Raw genomic sequence first — 17185 nt, 5'->3', positions numbered from 1 at the left:
CTTGCATTTACCCCGTGCGAAATACCAATAAAAAAGCGCCACTCAGGAAACTGGGGCGCTGACAACAAAAGCATAGTAAATTTCACAACACCTTATAAAATGTGAATCCCGAAGTATTCGGAGAGTACGAAATTAGAAATCAGCAGAAGTGCGATAAGTGCGAGATAAACCTTGGTTCGGAAAGAAGGCATGGTATGCATGAAGAATTTGAAAAATACATACACACCAATAATAAACCCTATTCCACATGCGATAGCTAATAATGGCTGCCTATTCAAGCCGAGAGTAGCCATGCCACCAAGAACAAACAATCCAAATATCGCGATAATAATCGCAACCCCATCAGCAGGTCGGAGAGTATTTATCCCTCTACCTTCACGCTCTATAACTTCACGTTCGATTGCAAGCTTTGCGTCTTTCTCTGTATAGCTACTATTTCCTGCCGTATCTTTCCATTTTTTTTCATCATCTTGATAATACGGTTCGACCATGCTTTCCGTTTTTTTGACTTTTCTCATTTCTTATACTCGGTATACGAATAACCGTCGCGTTGGAGATATTGATTTTTCTTATAATGCCGCTCTGGCGTCCTCAATTCGTCCAAGCCATCTCTGACCAGATAAACAAGAACTAACCCGACGTTTCCATCGACTGATATTTCACCCGTATATTGAGCCTGTTCGCTTGCAGACGCAGAAGCTTTAGGAATGTCAATATAAGCGCCTTTCCCTCCGTCCACGCCGTTAGGCAAGCGGATATTGGCTTGACTGTACAACGGCTTGCTTAACTTATAAAAATTTGCGGGAACAATAATATTGACCTGCGTAAGGATATTATATTTTCTATCTCCGATAGGTGGCCCGCAAGATTTCACCATTTGTCGTATATCAGCTAGTTCTTTACTACCAATAAGACCTCTATCTTCGTAAATCTGCCATTTCTCAACAGACGTTACAGTCAGCGTCGGACGGTAGTAGTAATATCTGTCGTTACACGCTGCATTTACCTGCTCCATAAGTAACAAGCTGACTGCCGCCAAAAATATATTTCGGTTCATGTTCCACACCCTGCACTGGTAAAAAGCCCCGCAAGGGGCTTCTCATTGCCATTCGTTTATCGGCTGAACGCGCCACGAATAGCGGAGCGAATGGACGAACTGACCTCATTTTTCAGCGTGCTTGATGCTTCTTTGGTCATGTCTGAAACAACAGACGAACCTTCTTGCGCAACAGTGTTCTGCGCCGACCCTTGGTTCGATTGCGGCGCCCCCAGCGTTTTGACGGTCTGACGACCTTCCGTACCGACTGCTTGCTGCTGTTGAGGAAGGAACGCCCCTGCTTGCTGTTGAAGCTCTGCGCAACCAGTCATTCCTGCCACGCCAAATCCCAGCACCACTGCCATAACTGCCTGTTTCATAGGCTTTTCTCCAATTCATGAAGTCCGTCGCCGACCGACGAGCGCTCATAAATCTACCTAAAAGGTCACTTTATTAAAAGAAGAATAATGATTAGGTGACGTTTAAGGAGGTTCCATGAAGGACTTCAATGTCGTTAAGTGATTTATTCTTCGCAGGATTCCTCATGACACGTACAGAGATTGGCAAAGCATTGCGCCACCACAGAAGGCAGGCAGGGCTTACACAAGCCCAGTTCGGAGAGATGACGGGCTTTGACCCGAAGACGATTAGCCGGTTAGAGACTGGCGACCGCACACCAAGTCTTGACGCGCTTGATACCTTTGCCTGTGTCCTGAAAATCCAGGTCCGTGACTTTTTCGTGGAGGCCAAGGCGGAACCGACCGAGGATGAGCTACGCGCCTACCTACTGAATGCGATATGCAAGGCAGATAAGACCAAGCTTTTGAAACTGAAAGCGGCTGTTGATAAAGCCCTTGGCGACCAATAAAAGCGTAACTAATAGAGTTTGAAATAATAAAACCCCTGAATTCTTTATTAGAATTCAGGGGCTCAAGATATTTTCAATGAGCATTCCCAGCCTCATACTTATCTTAACATTTTAAACTCCCATACTTCACTCCAAAAACAAAACCCTTAAAATTTGCACTTTAAGGGGTAAATGTTATCGTGTTTAAAGGAGTAGGAATTACGGGAAGCGACCAAGCCTATTTAATTTCTACATTATCTCTCTTAATTATAATACCATTTAAATATTAAGCCGCAAGAGCAAGCACGTAATTCTGCTCCTAATTAACTAAAATAATTAGAGGAGAATATGTCCAGTGCAGCATCGAGACTTGAAAACACGCTAAAATTATACAAGTCAAAACTTCCCCCAAAGCCCTATCACACAAACGATTATTATTTCGGAAAGAAGATAGGCGCATTAGATTCAGCCCTAAAATCAAATCATATCCAACCAAACTCATTAACTCATAAATATTTTATGATATTCGACTTAGATGGTGATTTAAGCGTATTGGACTGGGCAGACAAAGGATTACCAGCACCACATCTGATTGTCAGAAATTTAGATAATGGTCGCTCTCATATGACCTACATCCTAAAAACATCCGTCAAAAATGACGTCCACGGATTCCAAAAGCCTATTAGATACTTTTCCGATGTTGAACACGGGCTTGCAGTGAGGATAGGCGCGGATATGAATTTCAATGGGCTTTTAACAAAAAACCCATTCAAGTCATCCGCCTACAAAGTCCTTTCTTATGAGTCGACTCCTTACGATCTCGATTATCTCAATGAATTTGTAGATAAAGACCTTGTAAAAAAACAGAGAGACGAAAAGAGGAAAAATAAAATTGAGGATGGATTCGCTTCGGGTAGAAACTGTATGTTATTTGAAAACCTTCGCTTGTGGGCATATTCAAACTGGCATAGTTGCCACCCAACAGAACTAAGTTCAAATATTTTTGAGCAAGCAATGTTATTAAATACATTTGAGTGTCAGTTAAGCACGAGAGAAGTTGAAACCATAGCAGGCAGCGTATATCGCTTTATTAATCTTCATTTCTCCACAGAGAGGCTAAACGAGCTAAAAAGCGAGAGAGCGAAGGCTTCAAGAGCGAAAAGCAGCACGAATGTTATTTACAACAGCGAAAAGCCTTGGGATGAAGAAGGAATACCGAAACGAACCTACTATTATAGGAAAGAAAATAATGTTGATGTAGACCGTCAAAATATCTCCAAGGAGAAGCCTTGGGAAAAACTAAAGATGAGCCGTGCTACGTTTTACAGGAAAGTAAAGAAGGGGATAATTAAGGTGGATTGAGACAAAAGTTGCACTTCTACTATATCAAGGATAATAGCCCCGTAGGGGGGATAACTCGGCGGAGGATTTTCACAACAAAAGCATAAAATCTCGAAAACAAAAAAACACTCTTTCGGGGGCATTTATCTATAATAACTAAAACTTAGAAATAATCGAAATGAGGGTGCTTTTGGCATATCAGTCACTGTTAAGAGTTAAAAATAAAATCGCTTCATTCATATCATATTTTGCTAATTTTTAAAATCAATAAGAATAGCCAGCAATCATAAGTTGTAACTTTCATAATAAAGCGCAGCTATCTAAATTTTAGTTCCAAGCCCGACTGGTAATTGCCGAAGCAATAAAAGCTACTTATAGAGTGTCGACTTATAGAAGTCATAAGGGCAGGATGATGTTTTGACAGGCAGGGCTAACATGGATCAAATCGCTCATTTTTTTGGTGATGCATACCGAAACCAAGAAAAACGTATCGCCAGTTACGACTTCATTGAAAATTTCATTGCTGCCGCTCACACCGATTGGTCCAGACCACCTATTACATCGTTAATTTTAAGAGATTTTTTAAAAGCAATCTCAGAACTAACTTTGCAAGACCTGGCTTTCCTTGTTGTTCATTCTGGATATATACCAGAACGCTATGAGGCCGATTCAAGCGCAGAGACTCTCTACTCAAAGCTGATTGAGGCTGTTGTGATGGAGTGGGCAAAGCGAATAGGATTTTCAAATAGCGTTCTTCCGACGCAAAAATCCAGCATGGAAGATGTGTCAATCCTTGATGATACCAATGTCATTGTCTGCGACGCAAAGTCTTTCCGTTTAGGTCGAAGTCAAGCGGCCCCTAATGTAAAAGATGTACTCAAGCATGCAGATATTGATAAATGGTTGAGTGTTTACACAAACAAAAACAGACTTGGCGGATTAGTTGTACTTCCATCTCAGCATGACTGGAAAAGTGGCAGCGATTTCTATCAATATACTACAGATAAATCTTCTCCAACTGCCTGCCTTTACTATGAGCACTTGGCATTTTTTCTTATATCCGGTATGCGGTCTGGAAATTTAATTGACTTATACGAAAGCTACTCAGAAATTTTCCCAAGAAAAATTACAAAAACAGAAAATAATCGTGCCATCTATTACACATCTGTAGAAGATAAATTGCTTTCAGGTCAAGCTGATTTGTGGGGGCAGTATCTGCCAACTGCAAAAAAAATAATCGCCGAAAAAGTTTATCATTGCGCACACAGCTTAGAAAGCCTTATTGTTTTTATTAGAAAGGACATCGAAGAGCGATATTTGAATGAAACAGATATTGAAATACTTAGAAGAAAAGTTATTGAGTCCGAGTTCCAACAGGCAACTCGAAATTTATCTAAGCAGCACAGTAGAATCAATGGATTTAGGACAGTAGCTAAGGGCTATCATGAAGAATGATAACCCGGCGCTATCCGCATGGATTGGAAAGAGAATAAAACTATTTCGCAGCTATCGCGGAATTACACAAGAGCAACTTGCGGAATACTCCGGGCTTCACAGAACATATATAGGGGCATGTGAACGCGGCGAAAAAAACATTACAATTATTAACTTATCGGTCATCTGCAATCACCTTCATATCAGTTTAAAGACTTTTTTTGATGACGAAACTTATTAAATTAGCTGTTGTTGTTTCGGCTGAATAATTCTCTTACGTGCCACTTCGCAAAGCTCTGGGTTACTTTCCATCAAAATAAAATTGCGTCCCAGTTTATTTGCAGCAACACCTGTAGTACCACTTCCAGCGAACGGATCAATTACTGTCTGCCCTGGAATTGTAACCAAATCAATAAGCGCTTCCATCAATCTGACTGGCTTTTGAGCTGGGTGAAGACCACCTTCGCCCGGCGCCATTCCACATTCAAAAACATTATCTTTAGTGCCGAAATATTGCTCAAACTTGTCTTGATTGTATGCACCTAATTGATGCTCCAATACGTTATCCGCAATCGTTATCCGATAAGGTTTGAACGCCCATATAATAGGTTCGAAAGTTGGCTTCAAGTTCCCAACGCGCCAACCCTCCCAAAACTCTGAAGACTCGTTATTACTCCTGCGATCAAATACAATGCTAAGACGCTGCGCACGATGGACAGCTCTTGGTCGAGTCCATCCAAGAAGGTCTCTAAAATTGAAACCTGCATCCTCTAAAGCAGAGATAGCTCGATGAGAAAACCTACGACCTGCAAATATCATAACTGAGCCACCGGGCTTCAAGACCCGCAACCATTCAGCAGCCCATGTTGCACACCATTCCTGATACTCATAGGGAATTCTTTTGTCTGCTTCAGACCAACCATTTATAGGTTTGCCCCGTTTTTTAAAAACAGCGCCGGCTTTTCCTTGAGCCGGGCTTGCTCCTCCGTAAGCACTATTTGAATTAGCATGTAGAACATCCCAGTCATCTAACCCTATTCCGTAAGGAATATCACTTAAAATCAGATGAACTGAATTAGATGGCAGGCGTTTTATTAGCTCAATGCTATCACCACACTGTATTGTGTTGTGTGGAACATCTACAAAACCGTGTGGATCAATAGCAATGCTCATTAGCGCTCCGCTTTTTAAATTTGAATAGGTTTATTTTATCATTTCTTTTTCAATCACGCCACTTATAGCATGCATATAACCTTTAATCTCACCTAAACCCATGACACTTTTTTCTAAAATAGTAGACCGGAGAACACTGATACATAAACATGACGCAATGAGCTGAAGAGCGACGGAGACTGGCCATCAAGACAAAAGATATCCGTAAACATAGATAAATGGTAAACCTCGGAAAGGAAAAACACTCCTAAACTTACTTATAGAAAATAAAACAATGTCGATACAGAACGCCCGACAGAAGCCCAATATAAGCTTTTGAAAAAAATTAATATGTGCCGTAGAACGCATTACAGGAAGAAAAACCTATTACGGCAGGCTGTATTCCCAGCTCATTCATTGCCAAAGCATAAAAAACATAAACCTCTAATGAGATTGGATTATTAGAAAACAAATACTCAGCACTTTTTTGCTGGTTTTTTTTCCAAAATACTTTTTGCTTTTTCGTGTATCTCACCTTGAACAGCCGGTTTCTGCCTGGAAAATCATCTCTGTAAGAACCACGCTTAAAGCAGCATTAAGACTCTGCCTTGCTTTGAACCACCCACTTAATTTTACCTACCTATAATCCGTCAACGGAACGCGTAAAAAACGGTCACGTGGACCGATTATTCCTGATAGGGAAGAAATCGAAACTATTCATTTTTTTCAGCGCAAAAAAATAGCGACTTACAGCAGGGACAAAATTTGATGAGACAAATTTTGCTACAAAGCCCTGCTACAAATCGCTATTTTTAAATCCCTTTAAATCATTGATTTATAAGGATTTTTAGAATGTGGCGGTGAAGGAGAGATTCGAACTCTCGATACAATTTCTTGTATACACACTTTCCAGGCGTGCTCCTTAAGCCACTCGGACACTTCACCGTATCTCTTCAAACAAGTTCTGTCTGTCGAGGCGCGCTAATGTAGTCGAAAGCTTTCGATATGACAAATGTTTTTTTCAGAATTTTCATGCGCTTACGGGATTCGCTGTTTTTCAGGTCCGGGCAGACCGGTTGCATCTGGCAAATTCCGGCCCCGGAGCTTTGCCAGGCCACGGCTGTTCGACAGGCGCGCCGCCCTCTATATAGAAGGCGCACACCATTTGCCTGACTCACCAGTCAGTCACAAGGCTTTACCTGCGCCTTGGGGCTGGGTAACGTCTGCCAACTTCTATAAAAGGAATTGCGCCATGAGTGACTTGATCTCGTATCACCTGGAAGACGGTATCGCCACCCTGACCTTGAGCAATGGCAAGGTGAATGCTATTTCCCCGGACGTGATCACTGCGTTCAATGCGGCACTGGATCAGGCCGAACTGGATCGCGCAGTGGTGATTATTACCGGGCAGCCGGGCATTCTGTCGGCCGGCTATGACTTGAAGGTCATGACCGCCAGCCCCGAGCAGGCGATTGAGCTGGTTAGACAGGGCTCGACCCTGGCTCGCCGCTTACTGGCGCATCCCTTCCCGGTCATTGCTGCCTGCCCGGGCCATGCGGTGGCCAAAGGCGCATTTCTGTTGTTGTCGGTTGATTACCGGATCGGCGTCGAAGGCCCGTTCAGCATTGGCCTGAATGAAGTGCAAATCGGCATGACCATGCACCACGCCGGCATTGAACTGGCACGCGACCGGTTGCGCAAATCGGCATTCCATCGTTCGGTGATCAACGGTGAGATGTTCAATCCCCACAGTGCGGTAGACGCAGGCTTCCTCGATCAGGTAGTCAAGCCCGAAGAACTGAGGACCGCCGCCCTGGAAATGGCGCGCCAGCTGAAGAAGATCAACATGAAGGCGCACAAGAACACCAAGCTCAAAGTGCGCAAAGAACTGCTGGAGACTCTGGACAAGGCGATCGAAGAAGATCAGCTTCACCCCCTCTGACCCTTCCCCGGTAATCCGGTCCCGATTGCAGCCAGCAGTCGGGATGGCTCCCCCCGCTAAAACCCGTCAACACCTCTGGCCCGCGCCTGAGCCCTCTCGCTGAAACAAATACTTAAACATCAGCAATCTCCCAGGTGTATCGGGGTAATTGCCGAATACAGTGCACATCCGTACACTGCGCCAAATTTTGTTTTAGCGAGCCTGTAAATGCTACTTTCGATACGTATGTTGTTGATGAGCCTGCATTTTATGATCGCTGGCGTGCTCGGTGTATTGCTCGGAATCTGTCGCCCGTTCAACCCGGACAACAGTCGGTTGTGCGCGCGTCTTTATGCGTGGCCTTCGAAATGGATCCTGGGCTACAGGCTCAAGGCCGAGGTTGGTCCATTGATGGACAAGCCCCAGAGCTGCGTGATAGTGGCCAACCACCAGTCCAACTATGACTTGTTCGTGTTCGGCAATGTGGTGCCGAAGCGTACTGTGTGCATCGGTAAAAAAAATCTGAAATGGGTGCCTCTGTTCGGCCAGTTGTTCTGGCTGGCGGGCAATGTATTGATTGATCGGGGCAATGCACAAAAAGCCCGTCAGTCCATGCTCACCACCACCCGCACCCTGCAAGAAAAAGACACTTCGATCTGGGTCTTTGCAGAGGGTACGCGCAACTTCGGCAAAGCCCTGCTGCCCTTCAAAAAAGGCGCGTTCCAGATGGCGATCAGTGCCGGCGTGCCAATTGTGCCGGTGTGCGTCAGCACTTATAGCCAGCACTTGAAGCTCAATCGCTGGCACAGTGCCGATATTGAGATCCGTTCATTGCCCCCGATTCCAACTGCCGGGCTGACCCTGGAAGACATGCCGGCCCTGATGGAACAGTGCCGCGAACAAATGCGCGAGTGCATTGAAGCGATGGACCGTGAACTGCTGGCACAGCAAAACCACCGCCTGCCACCCATGGCCGGGGGTAAAACACCGGCATCCAACCCGAACCTCTGAACGTTTCTGGCCTCAAAGCAGGGCATTGCACGCTAAGCTGCATTTTCGTGCCATAACCCTTTGAAGAAGAAGCGATAAGAACTATGGGGAGAGTTGTTGCTGCCGCGGTTTACAGCGCAGGCAAAAAAGTCACCGACATCACTCTGGACGAAGGCAGCGGCTGGGCTGAAAAGCCCGGTCACTTCGTCTGGATCGGCCTTGAGCAACCGGACGCGCAAGAGCTGAGTAACTTGCAGCGCCAGTTTCATCTGCATGAACTGGCCATTGAAGACGCCCTGGAACAACACAGTCGGCCCAAGCTAGAGACCTTTGGCGATGCGCTGTTCATCGTCATCTACTCGCCGATTCGCCATGAAGGCAAACTGGACTTCGTCGAAACCCATATCTTTGCCGGCAATGGCTACATCATTACCTGCCGCAATGGTCACTCCGCGTCTTATCGGGCGGTACGCCAGCGCTGTGAGGCCCGCCCGCTGCTGCTGGATCATGGCGAAGATTTTGTGTTGTATGCCCTGCTCGATTTCGTTACTGAAAGCTATCAGCCCGTCAGTGAAGCCATTCACGCTGAAATCGATCAGCTCGAACGCAACATCCTGGGCAATGCACTCAACGAAGCCGATATCCTGCATTTGCATGCACTGCGCCGCGATGTTCTGCGCTTACGCCGCTATGTGGCGCCCATGGTCGAAATCAGTGAAGAGCTACAGCGCCTGACCTTTCCGTTTATCGACAAGAACATGCGTCCGTACTTTCGCGATGTGCAGATCCACGTTACCCGGCAAATGGAAGACCTGACCACCCTGCACGACATCGCCACACAAACCATTGAAATTGTCGTACTGCTGGAGTCTTCACGGCAAAGTATCGTGCAGCGCAAATTTGCCGCCTGGGCAGCCATTCTGGCCTTCCCGACAGCAGTGGCAGGTATCTACGGGATGAACTTCCAGAACATGCCGGAGCTGAGCTGGCACTACGGTTATTTCGGCGTGTTGGGGTTTATCACCCTGGGCGTTGCAGGGCTGTGGACGAGCTTCAAGCGTTCTGGCTGGCTGTAAGACGAGCTGAACTGCAGGAGCGAGAGAGGCTCGCCCCTGCAAGTCTTCACACCTGGGTCTGAGAGTTGTGCGAAACAAATCGCATCATCCACTCGGCAACCGTTCGCCCATGATGCTCTTGTTCCAGGCTGCTGATTCCGCTGCTGTAGATCTGCTCGCCCAGGCTCTCCTGGCGCAAGTTGAGCAATGCCCGCGAGTAGTCATGTATGAACTCGGGATGCCCCTGGAAGCACAACACCTGATCGTTGATGTGATAGGCGGCAAACGGGCAAAAATCGCTGGAGGCGATTACCGTGGCGTTCTCCGGCAAGGCCGTGACCTGATCCTGATGGCTGATCAGCAATGTGAGGTCTTCGACAACCGGGCTCATCCACGGTGCTTTGGCCGCCAGCTTGTACTGATGGGTGCCAACTCCCCAGCCCTGGGTGGCCCGCTCACTCTTGCCGCCCAGCAGCAACGCCAGCAGCTGGTGACCGAAGCAGACGCCGAGCAATTTATCGCCACGCTCATAACGGCTCAGCAAATAGCTTTTCAGTGTCTGGATCCAGGGATCGGTGCCGAATGAATCCGCCTTGCTGCCGGTAACCAGATAGGCATCAAAGCTTTGATCGTCAGACGGATATTGGCCATTCATCACGTTAAAAATACTGAATTGCGCAGCAATGGGCTGTTGCGAGAACAGGTGTTTGAACATCTGCCCATAGCCTTGATATTGATCAACAAACTCTGGACGCAGAATGTCGGTTTCCAGAATGCAGATGCGTAGCGACATAAAAGTACCTGGCACGATAAAGGCAATAGAGGTGATGGCAACTCGATAGAGCCTGCCTTGAAAGGGTATTTCAAGGCAAGCCCTGAACGCGGGCTAACTACCAGAAAGCTGCCGCCCTGCAAACCGGAGCCGAATCTGCGCAGCGATATGGCCACCGACAACCTCCCTGACGAACGGTAGGGCACTAATAATTAGTGGGCCTCAATGGGCCATTGCGTCTAGCCATGGGCTGACAGAGAGGGTACGGCAAGCCTAATAGCGTTTTAGAAACCTAATGCACTTGGATGATGTGAAAGGGTTCTAAGCCATATGTTATGTGGACTCTAAGGTTAACTCAGTCGAGGGATACGGCGCCTTGTTCAGCACTTGCGCCGTGGTCTTTCAACATTGCCGCTCAGGAATAACAAAAAAAGGCAGACCGCCATGTTTAAATATACGAAAGTACGTCAGGCCGGACTTATTCTCTTTGCCACGACCTTACTCTTGATTTTACCCAATCTCACCAGGGTAATCGGCTAAGGTATCGCCCTCAGTTCGGGCCAGTGGCACCCAGGCCATCGATCACAACAGACCAGCATCCCCATTGAAATTACTGACTCTCTTCCTGGTTTACTTACTCAGCCTGCCGGCTGGCGCTGCCCAACTCACACTCGACCTGGGCAACGCCAGCCGCAGCTGGCAAACCGCCGAGCTGTTGCAGCATCCGGCGACGCAAACCCTGCATATCACTGATGATGTTGCATACAGACGCAACATGACCTATCGCGCTATTCCCCTGGCCACCCTGCTCCAGGGCATCAAGCCTGACGACCACCTGCAAGCGATCGCTCTGGACGGGTTTGCTGCGGAGCTGGCCGCCGGACCGCTGCTAAGCCGCAGCGGCGCCAGAGCCTGGCTGGCAATTGAAGATCCGGCTCAGCCCTGGCCACCGCTGGGTAAGGACAAACCGAGTGCGGGACCGTTCTATCTGGTATGGACCGACCCTCAGGCCAGCCATATCAGCCCCGAACAATGGCCTTTTCAAGTGGCCAGTTTCAAACGCCAACCGCCGGTTGCCGAACGCTTTGCGGCCCTGCTGCCAGACCCGGCACTGCCCACGGACTCTCCGATCAATCAGGGGTTTGCACTGTTTCAAAAAAACTGCCTGGCGTGCCATCGTCTAAATGGTGCGGGCGATGCCCAATTCGGCCCCGACCTGAACATTCCGTACAACCCCACCGAGTACTTCGCAGCAGGATTTCTCAAGCGCTACATCCGCGACCCGCAAAGCCTGCGGCACTGGCCACAGGCACGCATGCACGGATTTTCGGCCAGTGTGTTACCCGACAGTGAGCTGGACATGTTGATCCGCTATTTGCAGCATATGGCTACGCGCAAGGTGAATGGCCAGGCCTGAGCGGGAATATACAGTCTGCAAAAACCAGAACGGCCAGCCCTGAGGCCAGCCGTTGACTCTTTCAACTTGATTCAATTGAGCAGGCCACGCACCTCCTGCTTGACGCCCCAGCCTTCAATGATCCCGCCCAGGGGGACAACCACTGCTTCGAAGTCCTGCTCAAAATCACCAATGCCACCATAGGTGGCGTACATCACTTTGCTCAATTCCAGATGCCAGGCACCGTCATCCCGCACGTTGATCTGGGCATTCAGGGATTCACCACAAAATTTGCCTGCCGCTCTGCGCGCCCGCTCCTCGTCCGGGAAAATGGCGTAGAACTCGATGGGATGGATGCGGGAAAAATCAAAACCGCCTTCTTTCATGCGGCGCAGCACATAGCTGCTGAGGTCTTCTTGATGGGCTGTGCTCATGAAACGTCCTCCTCGCAATGGATAGACATTCAGCGCTCCCTGACCGGCAACAGGTTGGCCATGACAGAGAGTGTTAAGCATGTAGCGAACAAGATCAGAGCCAGTCGATTACTTCGCTGGTCTGGATGCAGAGTAGCCCCAGCGCGCAATGACTGCCAAGAGGGAAGCCGTGAAATCGGAGATTTTTTTTGTCTGCCAAAGACTTGCGTGACCTGGCCCGGTAGCTGGACAGATGCGCTGTCCAGATGCCGGGCCAAACAGATATCAGAGTGCTGATTACTTCTCTGCACGCTCACGCAGCGCCTTGAGGGTATTGAACGGGGCATCGACCACAAACTTGTTGGCCAGCCATGAAGGCACGCTGCCGCCCGGCTCGGTGTGCACCTGATAGGTGACTTCTGTCAGATTGTCGCCTTTGGGTACCAATTTCCAGAAACCGTCGACCTGAGCGACCCGAACAAAGCCCTTTTCTTCAGGAATGTACTTCGGCAAGCCCTTCAGGGTGCGGGTCAAGGTGCCATCCGCTGCCACATTCGTGGTCACCAGCAGTACCGAGTCACGGGGGGTCACGGGCCAGGGGGTATTGAACTGGGTATAGGTCCAGCTCTGATCGCCCTCATGCTTGAGCAGCTTTTGCGTTTTGCACTCGTGAATCCAGGCACAGGCACTGGCCACGTCTTCTTGCAAAGCACTGATTTTGGCAAGTGGCGCCTTGATGGTGGTTACCCCTTGGTAGGCCTTGTATTGAGACCCGGGAACTTCACTCAGCGAGACCTTGATCCCGTCTTCATTTTTCGCCACCTTCCAGTCTTCTGCCTGGGCCACGCCCGCCAGCAAAACAGTCAAACCGCATGCCAATGCCACTCTATGCAACGAACCCATTGTCTTATTCCTTATTGTTGAAGGTCTGTTCACTGAACAAAAACACACTAAGCCGCTGTCATGCGCTCCCACCAACCTATCAGCTTGATCGCTTCTTCCCGATTGCTGCCACACACCTCGATGTCGGCCTGAAAAGCGCCACATACGGCCGGACGTTCGGGCTGGCCGAACAAACCGCACAAGTAGTCGACAGAAAGATGCAGACAGCGTTCCCCCGCAGGTTTGCCATGGGGCATGCCGGGCAGCGGAGTACTGATGGAGGGGGCGATGCAGCAAGCGCCACAGCCTTCACGGCAGTTCATGACAGTAGCTCCTGATTCGGGGCAAAGTGTGTTGATGACAAGGGATATTACTCGCTGGAACGGGCGTTTGAAATTGACCGTTCAGCAGAAATGGCTGTGACCGGGCAGTCAGTTTGCAAGCCGGCCGCAATGGAATGGAAGGTTGAGCTGCAGGCACTTATTGTTTGAATTCAAAATCCAGCGCCGCGCCCTCAATCTCGCTCTGCCGCGCTTCGTTGCGCAATTGCAGACCCATTTCATTGCTGAGCAAGCGCCCGTTCAATTGAAAAGGGCTTTCCTGTTCCGGCTTTTCGCCAAACATGTTCGGCAGCAGCGGCTTGTGCGCAGGCATTGCAATGGTACCCAGAGGCCGTAGCTGGCGGACCATGTCGGGAGGCAAGCTCAAGTCAAGTTTGGCAGAGGGCAGAGGCTTTTTCGCAATCTCGTGGGCAGAGCTGGATTTGCTCGCGATGGGCGCGCGTTTCTTTGCCGGTGCTTGCCTGGCAGCCACAGGTTTTTCCCTGGAACTGGCAGTGTGCGACTTGGCAGTGACTGTTTCTGGCTGCGACTGAACGGCTGTAGCAGCGCCAGCATTGAACGCCGTCAGCACACCCATCAATATAAGCCCCACACAGAATGTCGCTTTCATAACTCCACAGCTTTAACGGTTTAGGCGCATATGCTGGCGCTTTAGCACCAGAGTGACAAGTCCAAAGTATCCCAATGGTTGTATCCGCCGTCGCTCAGCTCCTCAGTAGAGGCTTGCCGTTTCCAGGCAAAGCTGGCTGGCAAGCATGCCCAGGGTCATCAGCGCCCGCTCGGCCTCGCGGTTCCAGGGTATGGCGCAGTTCAGACGTATGCAGTGATTGAACTGCTCGGTATTACTGAATATCAGCCCCGGGGCAATACTGATGCCCTGTTGCAACGCCCGGACATGCAGCTCCTGGGTATTGACCCGGCCCGGCAAGCTGACCCACAAAATGAAGCCGCCACTGGGGCGCGACATTTGTGTTCCTTCCGGAAAGTGCTGCTGAACGGCCAGCTGGAACGCGCTGAGGTTCTTACGGTATTCCTGGCGGATAAACCGCAAATGGCGATCGTAACCGCCGTTTTCAAGATAGGCCGCTACCCCCATCTGCGTGACACTGCACGCCGAATGAGTGGTGAAGGTTTGCAGGCGCTGGATTTCCTGTTGATATTTGCCGGCGATCATCCAGCCGATTCTCACACCCGGCGACAGGGTTTTAGAGAAACTGGAGCAGTAAATCACCCGATCCAGACGGTCGTAGGCCTTCAAGGCTTTGGTGCGACCGACTTCAAACATCAGTTCGCCATAAATATCATCTTCAACAATCTGAATATCAAAATCCGAGGCCAGGCGCAGCAACTGCTTCTGCCGCTCTTCGGGCATGGTGCCACCCAGCGGGTTGCTCAGGCGCGTGGTCAGGACCAGAGCCTTGATCGACCATTGATTGGCCGCCAGCTGCAGAGCTTCGAGGCTCATGCCGGTGGCCGGATCGCTGGGTATTTCGATAACCTTCAGACCCAGAAGATCGGCAAGCTGCAGCAAGCCGTAATAGGTCGGTGACTCGGCCGCAATCAGGTCCCCCGGGCGGGTCAGCGTGCGCAGCGACATTTGCAGGGCATCGACACAACCGTGGGTGATGATCACCTCCGAGGGGTCAACCACCACCCCGGCGTCGCGCATGCGGATCGCGACCTGGCGGCGCAGCGGCTCAAAGCCCGGACTGAACATGTAGCTGAACGCCCGAGGGCTGTGGAAACGCGTGACCTTGGCCAGTTGCTGATGCAATGCCCGCACCGGCAAGTAGTCGACACTCGGTACCGCGGCCCCCAGTGGAAACACCCCTTCGCGACGTGATTCGACCAGCACTTGCTGAATGATGCTGCTGCGCGTCACCAGCCCCGGACGTTCGACCCGGGCTATATCGGGGGTAGGCGCCGTCAAGGCGGGAGTCTGGTGTACGTAATAGCCGGATTGCGGACGCGCTCTGATCAAGCCCTGATCTTCAAGGTTGGCATAAGCCTGCAACACCGTCGCGTGACTGACATTGAGCTGCGAACTCATCTTGCGCACCGAAGGTACTCGTTCGCCCGGCTGATACACGCCGCGCCGAATATCTTCAGCCAACTGCTGAGCGATACGTTGATAGAGCAAAAGGTTGGTCATGTCGCAGCACTCGATGTTCAGGCATTATTTTTATGAAGAGCATGTTCTTGAGAGCAATAACCGAAACAGTTTAGAAGTGTACGGGCACAGTTGTCACCCACCTCAACAGTACAGTGGGCTAAAGGCTTAACTGTATGGGTACAGGTTGGCGAAGGGAAAGGAGGTGCGAGCGCATTGCTCGCCACTGCAGTGGACTGCGACAGGGCCCGCGGCCCCTCAGGATCAGGGCTGCCACGCAGGCCGTCGCAGCCTGCGGCAACGGCTAGCGGGTATGCGGGGAATTAGCGGGCAGCGCCAAGTTGACCTTTTTCGTCAGAAAAGACGATTTCAACCCGACGATTTTGTGCACGACCACGTTCTGTGGCGTTCACGTCCACCGGATACTGATCGCCGTAGCCTTCCACCTGGATACGTTTGTCGTCGATCCCCAGGTCGATCAATACATCCGCCACCGCCTGTGCCCGTGCCAGGGACAATTTGAGATTATCGTCCCGGCCGCCCGTGCTGTCGGTGTAGCCCTCGATACGTACGACGCGCTTGGGGTTCAGTTGCAGAAACTGCACCAGTTTGAGCACTGTACGGTTCGCCGAATTTTTCAGGTCGGCTTCGCCGGTATCGAACAACACGTCGCCCAGGGTCATCACCAACCCCCGGTCAGTCTGAGTCGTGGCCAGGCTGATGATCTGTTCTTCCAGCCACTGCCCCTGCTGCTGGACACTCAACAGCTTGGCCTCACGCAGTGCCAGTTGCAGACGCTGGCGTTCCAGTTCCAGCTTGGCAGCCCGCTCTTCGTTGAGTACTTGCTGGGTATGCTCGCGGGCGATTTCACTGTAACGCTGGCTCAGGTAGGCGTAATGCTCCACATCGTCACCACTGCCCCAGTAAGAAGACAAACGATCCGCCCGCGCCAGGGACTCGCCGGCCCGAATCACATCTTTGGGTGCAATGCGCAGCACGTTGCTGTCTTCTTTGACTGTCTGAAAATCGCTGGCGGCCTGTTGCAGGGCCTGATCACTGTTGTGATGCCCGGCGCAACCGGCCAGAGCCATGCTACCCGACAACAACACACCACTGAAAACTGCGGACTTGAGACTCATTGGGCCTCCGCCAGTTGCTTGCGTAAACGCGCGATACGGGTGTTGAGCACGTTCAACTGCTCCTGGCTTTTTTGCGTCAGAACGCGGGCTTCGGCCAATCGCGCATCAAGCTCGGCCTGTTCTGCCTGCATGCGCGCATCTTTGTAGGACCCATCGAGCATGTCTGCCCGGGCCTGAGCCAACTTGCTTTCGGCCTGTTTGAGTTCAGCTGTATCGTCGGCGCTGACCCCCACTGCCCTGGCTTGTTCAAGGGCTTGCTCGGTCAGACGCAATTGTTCATTCGGCACCGGATCGGCTGCACAACCCGCCAAAGCCGTAACGGCCAGGGCGACGAAAAAAGGTCGCAATGTCACTAA

At 50.2% G+C, this 17185-nt stretch carries 20 protein-coding genes and 1 tRNA gene; 8 read left to right on the top strand and 13 right to left on the bottom strand.

Annotated features, from left to right (window positions below):
* Positions 1-92 precede the first annotated feature (92 nt).
* Genes B195_RS06570 through B195_RS06560 form a run of 3 tightly spaced genes read right to left on the bottom strand, consistent with a single transcriptional unit; the run spans position 93 to position 1416 of the window.
* A complete protein-coding gene (locus B195_RS06570) occupies positions 93-518 on the bottom strand; it encodes a hypothetical protein (RefSeq protein ID WP_003446537.1) in 426 nt (141 codons plus the stop codon).
* Positions 515-1057 carry a hypothetical protein gene (locus B195_RS06565; RefSeq protein WP_003446536.1) on the bottom strand — a complete coding sequence of 181 codons (543 nt, stop codon included), beginning with the start codon at positions 1055-1057 and terminating at the stop codon, positions 515-517. Before B195_RS06565 ends, B195_RS06570 begins: the two co-directional genes overlap by 4 nt.
* 56 nt (positions 1058-1113) lie before the next feature.
* A complete protein-coding gene (locus tag B195_RS06560; protein WP_003446535.1) occupies positions 1114-1416 on the bottom strand; it encodes a hypothetical protein in 303 nt (100 codons plus the stop codon).
* A 164-nt stretch (positions 1417-1580) separates the two neighbouring features.
* On the opposite strand from B195_RS06560, the gene B195_RS06555 reads away from it, so the two are divergent.
* The 4 genes from B195_RS06555 (at position 1581) to B195_RS06545 (ending at position 4899) form a co-directional block, all read left to right on the top strand.
* The gene (locus tag B195_RS06555; protein ID WP_037001920.1) at positions 1581-1904 is read left to right on the top strand and encodes a helix-turn-helix domain-containing protein; all 324 of its coding nucleotides are present in this window, start codon (positions 1581-1583) and stop codon (positions 1902-1904) included.
* A 327-nt stretch (positions 1905-2231) separates the two neighbouring features.
* Positions 2232-3245: a replication initiation protein gene (locus B195_RS06550; RefSeq protein ID WP_083912806.1), complete on the top strand. Its 1014-nt coding sequence runs from the start codon at positions 2232-2234 to the stop codon at positions 3243-3245.
* A 414-nt stretch (positions 3246-3659) separates the two neighbouring features.
* Positions 3660-4679, top strand: coding sequence for a HindIII family type II restriction endonuclease (locus B195_RS22835; RefSeq protein ID WP_148666167.1), 1020 nt, complete (start codon positions 3660-3662; stop codon positions 4677-4679).
* The gene (locus B195_RS06545; RefSeq protein ID WP_003446528.1) at positions 4669-4899 is read left to right on the top strand and encodes a helix-turn-helix domain-containing protein; all 231 of its coding nucleotides are present in this window, start codon (positions 4669-4671) and stop codon (positions 4897-4899) included. The genes B195_RS22835 and B195_RS06545 overlap by 11 nt, the downstream gene beginning before the upstream one ends.
* Here B195_RS06545 and B195_RS06540 read toward each other — a convergent pair.
* On the bottom strand, positions 4896-5831 hold the full coding sequence (locus B195_RS06540) for a site-specific DNA-methyltransferase (RefSeq protein ID WP_003446526.1): 936 nt from the start codon (positions 5829-5831) through the stop codon (positions 4896-4898). The genes B195_RS06545 and B195_RS06540 overlap by 4 nt on opposite strands.
* An 834-nt stretch (positions 5832-6665) precedes the next feature.
* Positions 6666-6755 (bottom strand) — tRNA-Ser (locus tag B195_RS06535).
* A gap of 307 nt (positions 6756-7062) precedes the next feature.
* Between B195_RS06535 and B195_RS06530 the strand changes: the two genes are divergently transcribed.
* From B195_RS06530 to B195_RS06520, 3 genes are all read left to right on the top strand, one after another.
* Positions 7063-7752: a crotonase/enoyl-CoA hydratase family protein gene (locus tag B195_RS06530; protein ID WP_003446524.1), complete on the top strand. Its 690-nt coding sequence runs from the start codon at positions 7063-7065 to the stop codon at positions 7750-7752.
* Between the two features lie 207 nt (positions 7753-7959).
* Positions 7960-8742 (top strand): 1-acyl-sn-glycerol-3-phosphate acyltransferase, encoded by a 783-nt coding sequence (locus tag B195_RS06525; RefSeq protein WP_003446523.1) that lies wholly within the window; start codon positions 7960-7962, stop codon positions 8740-8742.
* Positions 8743-8825: 83 nt separating this feature from the next.
* Positions 8826-9797, top strand: a complete 972-nt coding sequence (locus B195_RS06520; protein ID WP_003446522.1) for a magnesium and cobalt transport protein CorA — start codon at positions 8826-8828, stop codon at positions 9795-9797.
* Between the two features lie 46 nt (positions 9798-9843).
* Here B195_RS06520 and B195_RS06515 read toward each other — a convergent pair whose 3' ends face one another.
* Entirely contained in the window at positions 9844-10569 is a 726-nt protein-coding gene (locus B195_RS06515; RefSeq protein ID WP_003446514.1) for an amidotransferase, read from the bottom strand.
* A gap of 583 nt (positions 10570-11152) precedes the next feature.
* Here B195_RS06515 and B195_RS06510 point away from each other — a divergent pair.
* Positions 11153-11965, top strand: coding sequence for a cytochrome c (locus B195_RS06510; RefSeq protein ID WP_003446512.1), 813 nt, complete (start codon positions 11153-11155; stop codon positions 11963-11965).
* Between the two features lie 71 nt (positions 11966-12036).
* Here B195_RS06510 and B195_RS06505 read toward each other — a convergent pair whose 3' ends face one another.
* The 7 genes from B195_RS06505 to B195_RS06475 all read right to left on the bottom strand — a co-directional run bounded on the left by B195_RS06505 (position 12037) and on the right by B195_RS06475 (position 17182).
* Positions 12037-12378 (bottom strand): ribonuclease E inhibitor RraB, encoded by a 342-nt coding sequence (locus B195_RS06505; protein ID WP_003446510.1) that lies wholly within the window; start codon positions 12376-12378, stop codon positions 12037-12039.
* Positions 12379-12654: 276 nt separating this feature from the next.
* Positions 12655-13260 (bottom strand): START domain-containing protein, encoded by a 606-nt coding sequence (locus B195_RS06500; protein WP_003446508.1) that lies wholly within the window; start codon positions 13258-13260, stop codon positions 12655-12657.
* Between the two features lie 47 nt (positions 13261-13307).
* A complete protein-coding gene (locus B195_RS06495) occupies positions 13308-13562 on the bottom strand; it encodes a YkgJ family cysteine cluster protein (protein WP_003446506.1) in 255 nt (84 codons plus the stop codon).
* Positions 13563-13719: 157 nt separating this feature from the next.
* Positions 13720-14190, bottom strand: a complete 471-nt coding sequence (locus tag B195_RS06490) for a translation initiation factor 2 (RefSeq protein ID WP_304528845.1) — start codon at positions 14188-14190, stop codon at positions 13720-13722.
* A 102-nt stretch (positions 14191-14292) separates the two neighbouring features.
* A complete protein-coding gene (locus B195_RS06485; RefSeq protein WP_003446502.1) occupies positions 14293-15732 on the bottom strand; it encodes a PLP-dependent aminotransferase family protein in 1440 nt (479 codons plus the stop codon).
* 281 nt (positions 15733-16013) lie between these two features.
* Positions 16014-16829 carry an OmpA family protein gene (locus B195_RS06480; RefSeq protein WP_003446500.1) on the bottom strand — a complete coding sequence of 272 codons (816 nt, stop codon included), beginning with the start codon at positions 16827-16829 and terminating at the stop codon, positions 16014-16016.
* Positions 16826-17182 carry a DUF4398 domain-containing protein gene (locus tag B195_RS06475; RefSeq protein WP_003446498.1) on the bottom strand — a complete coding sequence of 119 codons (357 nt, stop codon included), beginning with the start codon at positions 17180-17182 and terminating at the stop codon, positions 16826-16828. The genes B195_RS06480 and B195_RS06475 overlap by 4 nt, the downstream gene beginning before the upstream one ends.
* Positions 17183-17185: the final 3 nt, after the last annotated feature.

The sequence above is a fragment of the Pseudomonas sp. Lz4W genome, from assembly GCF_000346225.2.
GTDB lineage: Bacteria > Pseudomonadota > Gammaproteobacteria > Pseudomonadales > Pseudomonadaceae > Aquipseudomonas > Aquipseudomonas paraversuta.
Note: the sequence above shows the minus strand (reverse complement) of the source record. Positions and strands in the feature narration are given on the sequence as shown.

Excerpts from the sequence above, each read along its gene's own strand:
- B195_RS06560 (WP_003446535.1), bottom strand. The coding sequence starts at position 1,416 with ATGAAACAGGCAGTTATGGCAGTGGTGCTGGGATTTGGCGTGGCAGGA.
- B195_RS06540 (WP_003446526.1), bottom strand. The coding sequence starts at position 5,831 with ATGAGCATTGCTATTGATCCACACGGTTTTGTAGATGTTCCACACAAC.
- B195_RS06565 (WP_003446536.1), bottom strand. The coding sequence starts at position 1,057 with ATGAACCGAAATATATTTTTGGCGGCAGTCAGCTTGTTACTTATGGAG.
- B195_RS06545 (WP_003446528.1), top strand. The coding sequence starts at position 4,669 with ATGAAGAATGATAACCCGGCGCTATCCGCATGGATTGGAAAGAGAATA.
- B195_RS06480 (WP_003446500.1), bottom strand. The coding sequence starts at position 16,829 with ATGAGTCTCAAGTCCGCAGTTTTCAGTGGTGTGTTGTTGTCGGGTAGC.
- B195_RS06520 (WP_003446522.1), top strand. The coding sequence starts at position 8,826 with ATGGGGAGAGTTGTTGCTGCCGCGGTTTACAGCGCAGGCAAAAAAGTC.
- B195_RS06525 (WP_003446523.1), top strand. The coding sequence starts at position 7,960 with ATGCTACTTTCGATACGTATGTTGTTGATGAGCCTGCATTTTATGATC.
- B195_RS06555 (WP_037001920.1), top strand. The coding sequence starts at position 1,581 with ATGACACGTACAGAGATTGGCAAAGCATTGCGCCACCACAGAAGGCAG.
- B195_RS06495 (WP_003446506.1), bottom strand. The coding sequence starts at position 13,562 with ATGAACTGCCGTGAAGGCTGTGGCGCTTGCTGCATCGCCCCCTCCATC.
- B195_RS06530 (WP_003446524.1), top strand. The coding sequence starts at position 7,063 with ATGAGTGACTTGATCTCGTATCACCTGGAAGACGGTATCGCCACCCTG.
- B195_RS06570 (WP_003446537.1), bottom strand. The coding sequence starts at position 518 with ATGAGAAAAGTCAAAAAAACGGAAAGCATGGTCGAACCGTATTATCAA.
- B195_RS22835 (WP_148666167.1), top strand. The coding sequence starts at position 3,660 with ATGGATCAAATCGCTCATTTTTTTGGTGATGCATACCGAAACCAAGAA.
- B195_RS06490 (WP_304528845.1), bottom strand. The coding sequence starts at position 14,190 with ATGAAAGCGACATTCTGTGTGGGGCTTATATTGATGGGTGTGCTGACG.
- B195_RS06505 (WP_003446510.1), bottom strand. The coding sequence starts at position 12,378 with ATGAGCACAGCCCATCAAGAAGACCTCAGCAGCTATGTGCTGCGCCGC.
- B195_RS06550 (WP_083912806.1), top strand. The coding sequence starts at position 2,232 with ATGTCCAGTGCAGCATCGAGACTTGAAAACACGCTAAAATTATACAAG.
- B195_RS06515 (WP_003446514.1), bottom strand. The coding sequence starts at position 10,569 with ATGTCGCTACGCATCTGCATTCTGGAAACCGACATTCTGCGTCCAGAG.
- B195_RS06485 (WP_003446502.1), bottom strand. The coding sequence starts at position 15,732 with ATGACCAACCTTTTGCTCTATCAACGTATCGCTCAGCAGTTGGCTGAA.
- B195_RS06500 (WP_003446508.1), bottom strand. The coding sequence starts at position 13,260 with ATGGGTTCGTTGCATAGAGTGGCATTGGCATGCGGTTTGACTGTTTTG.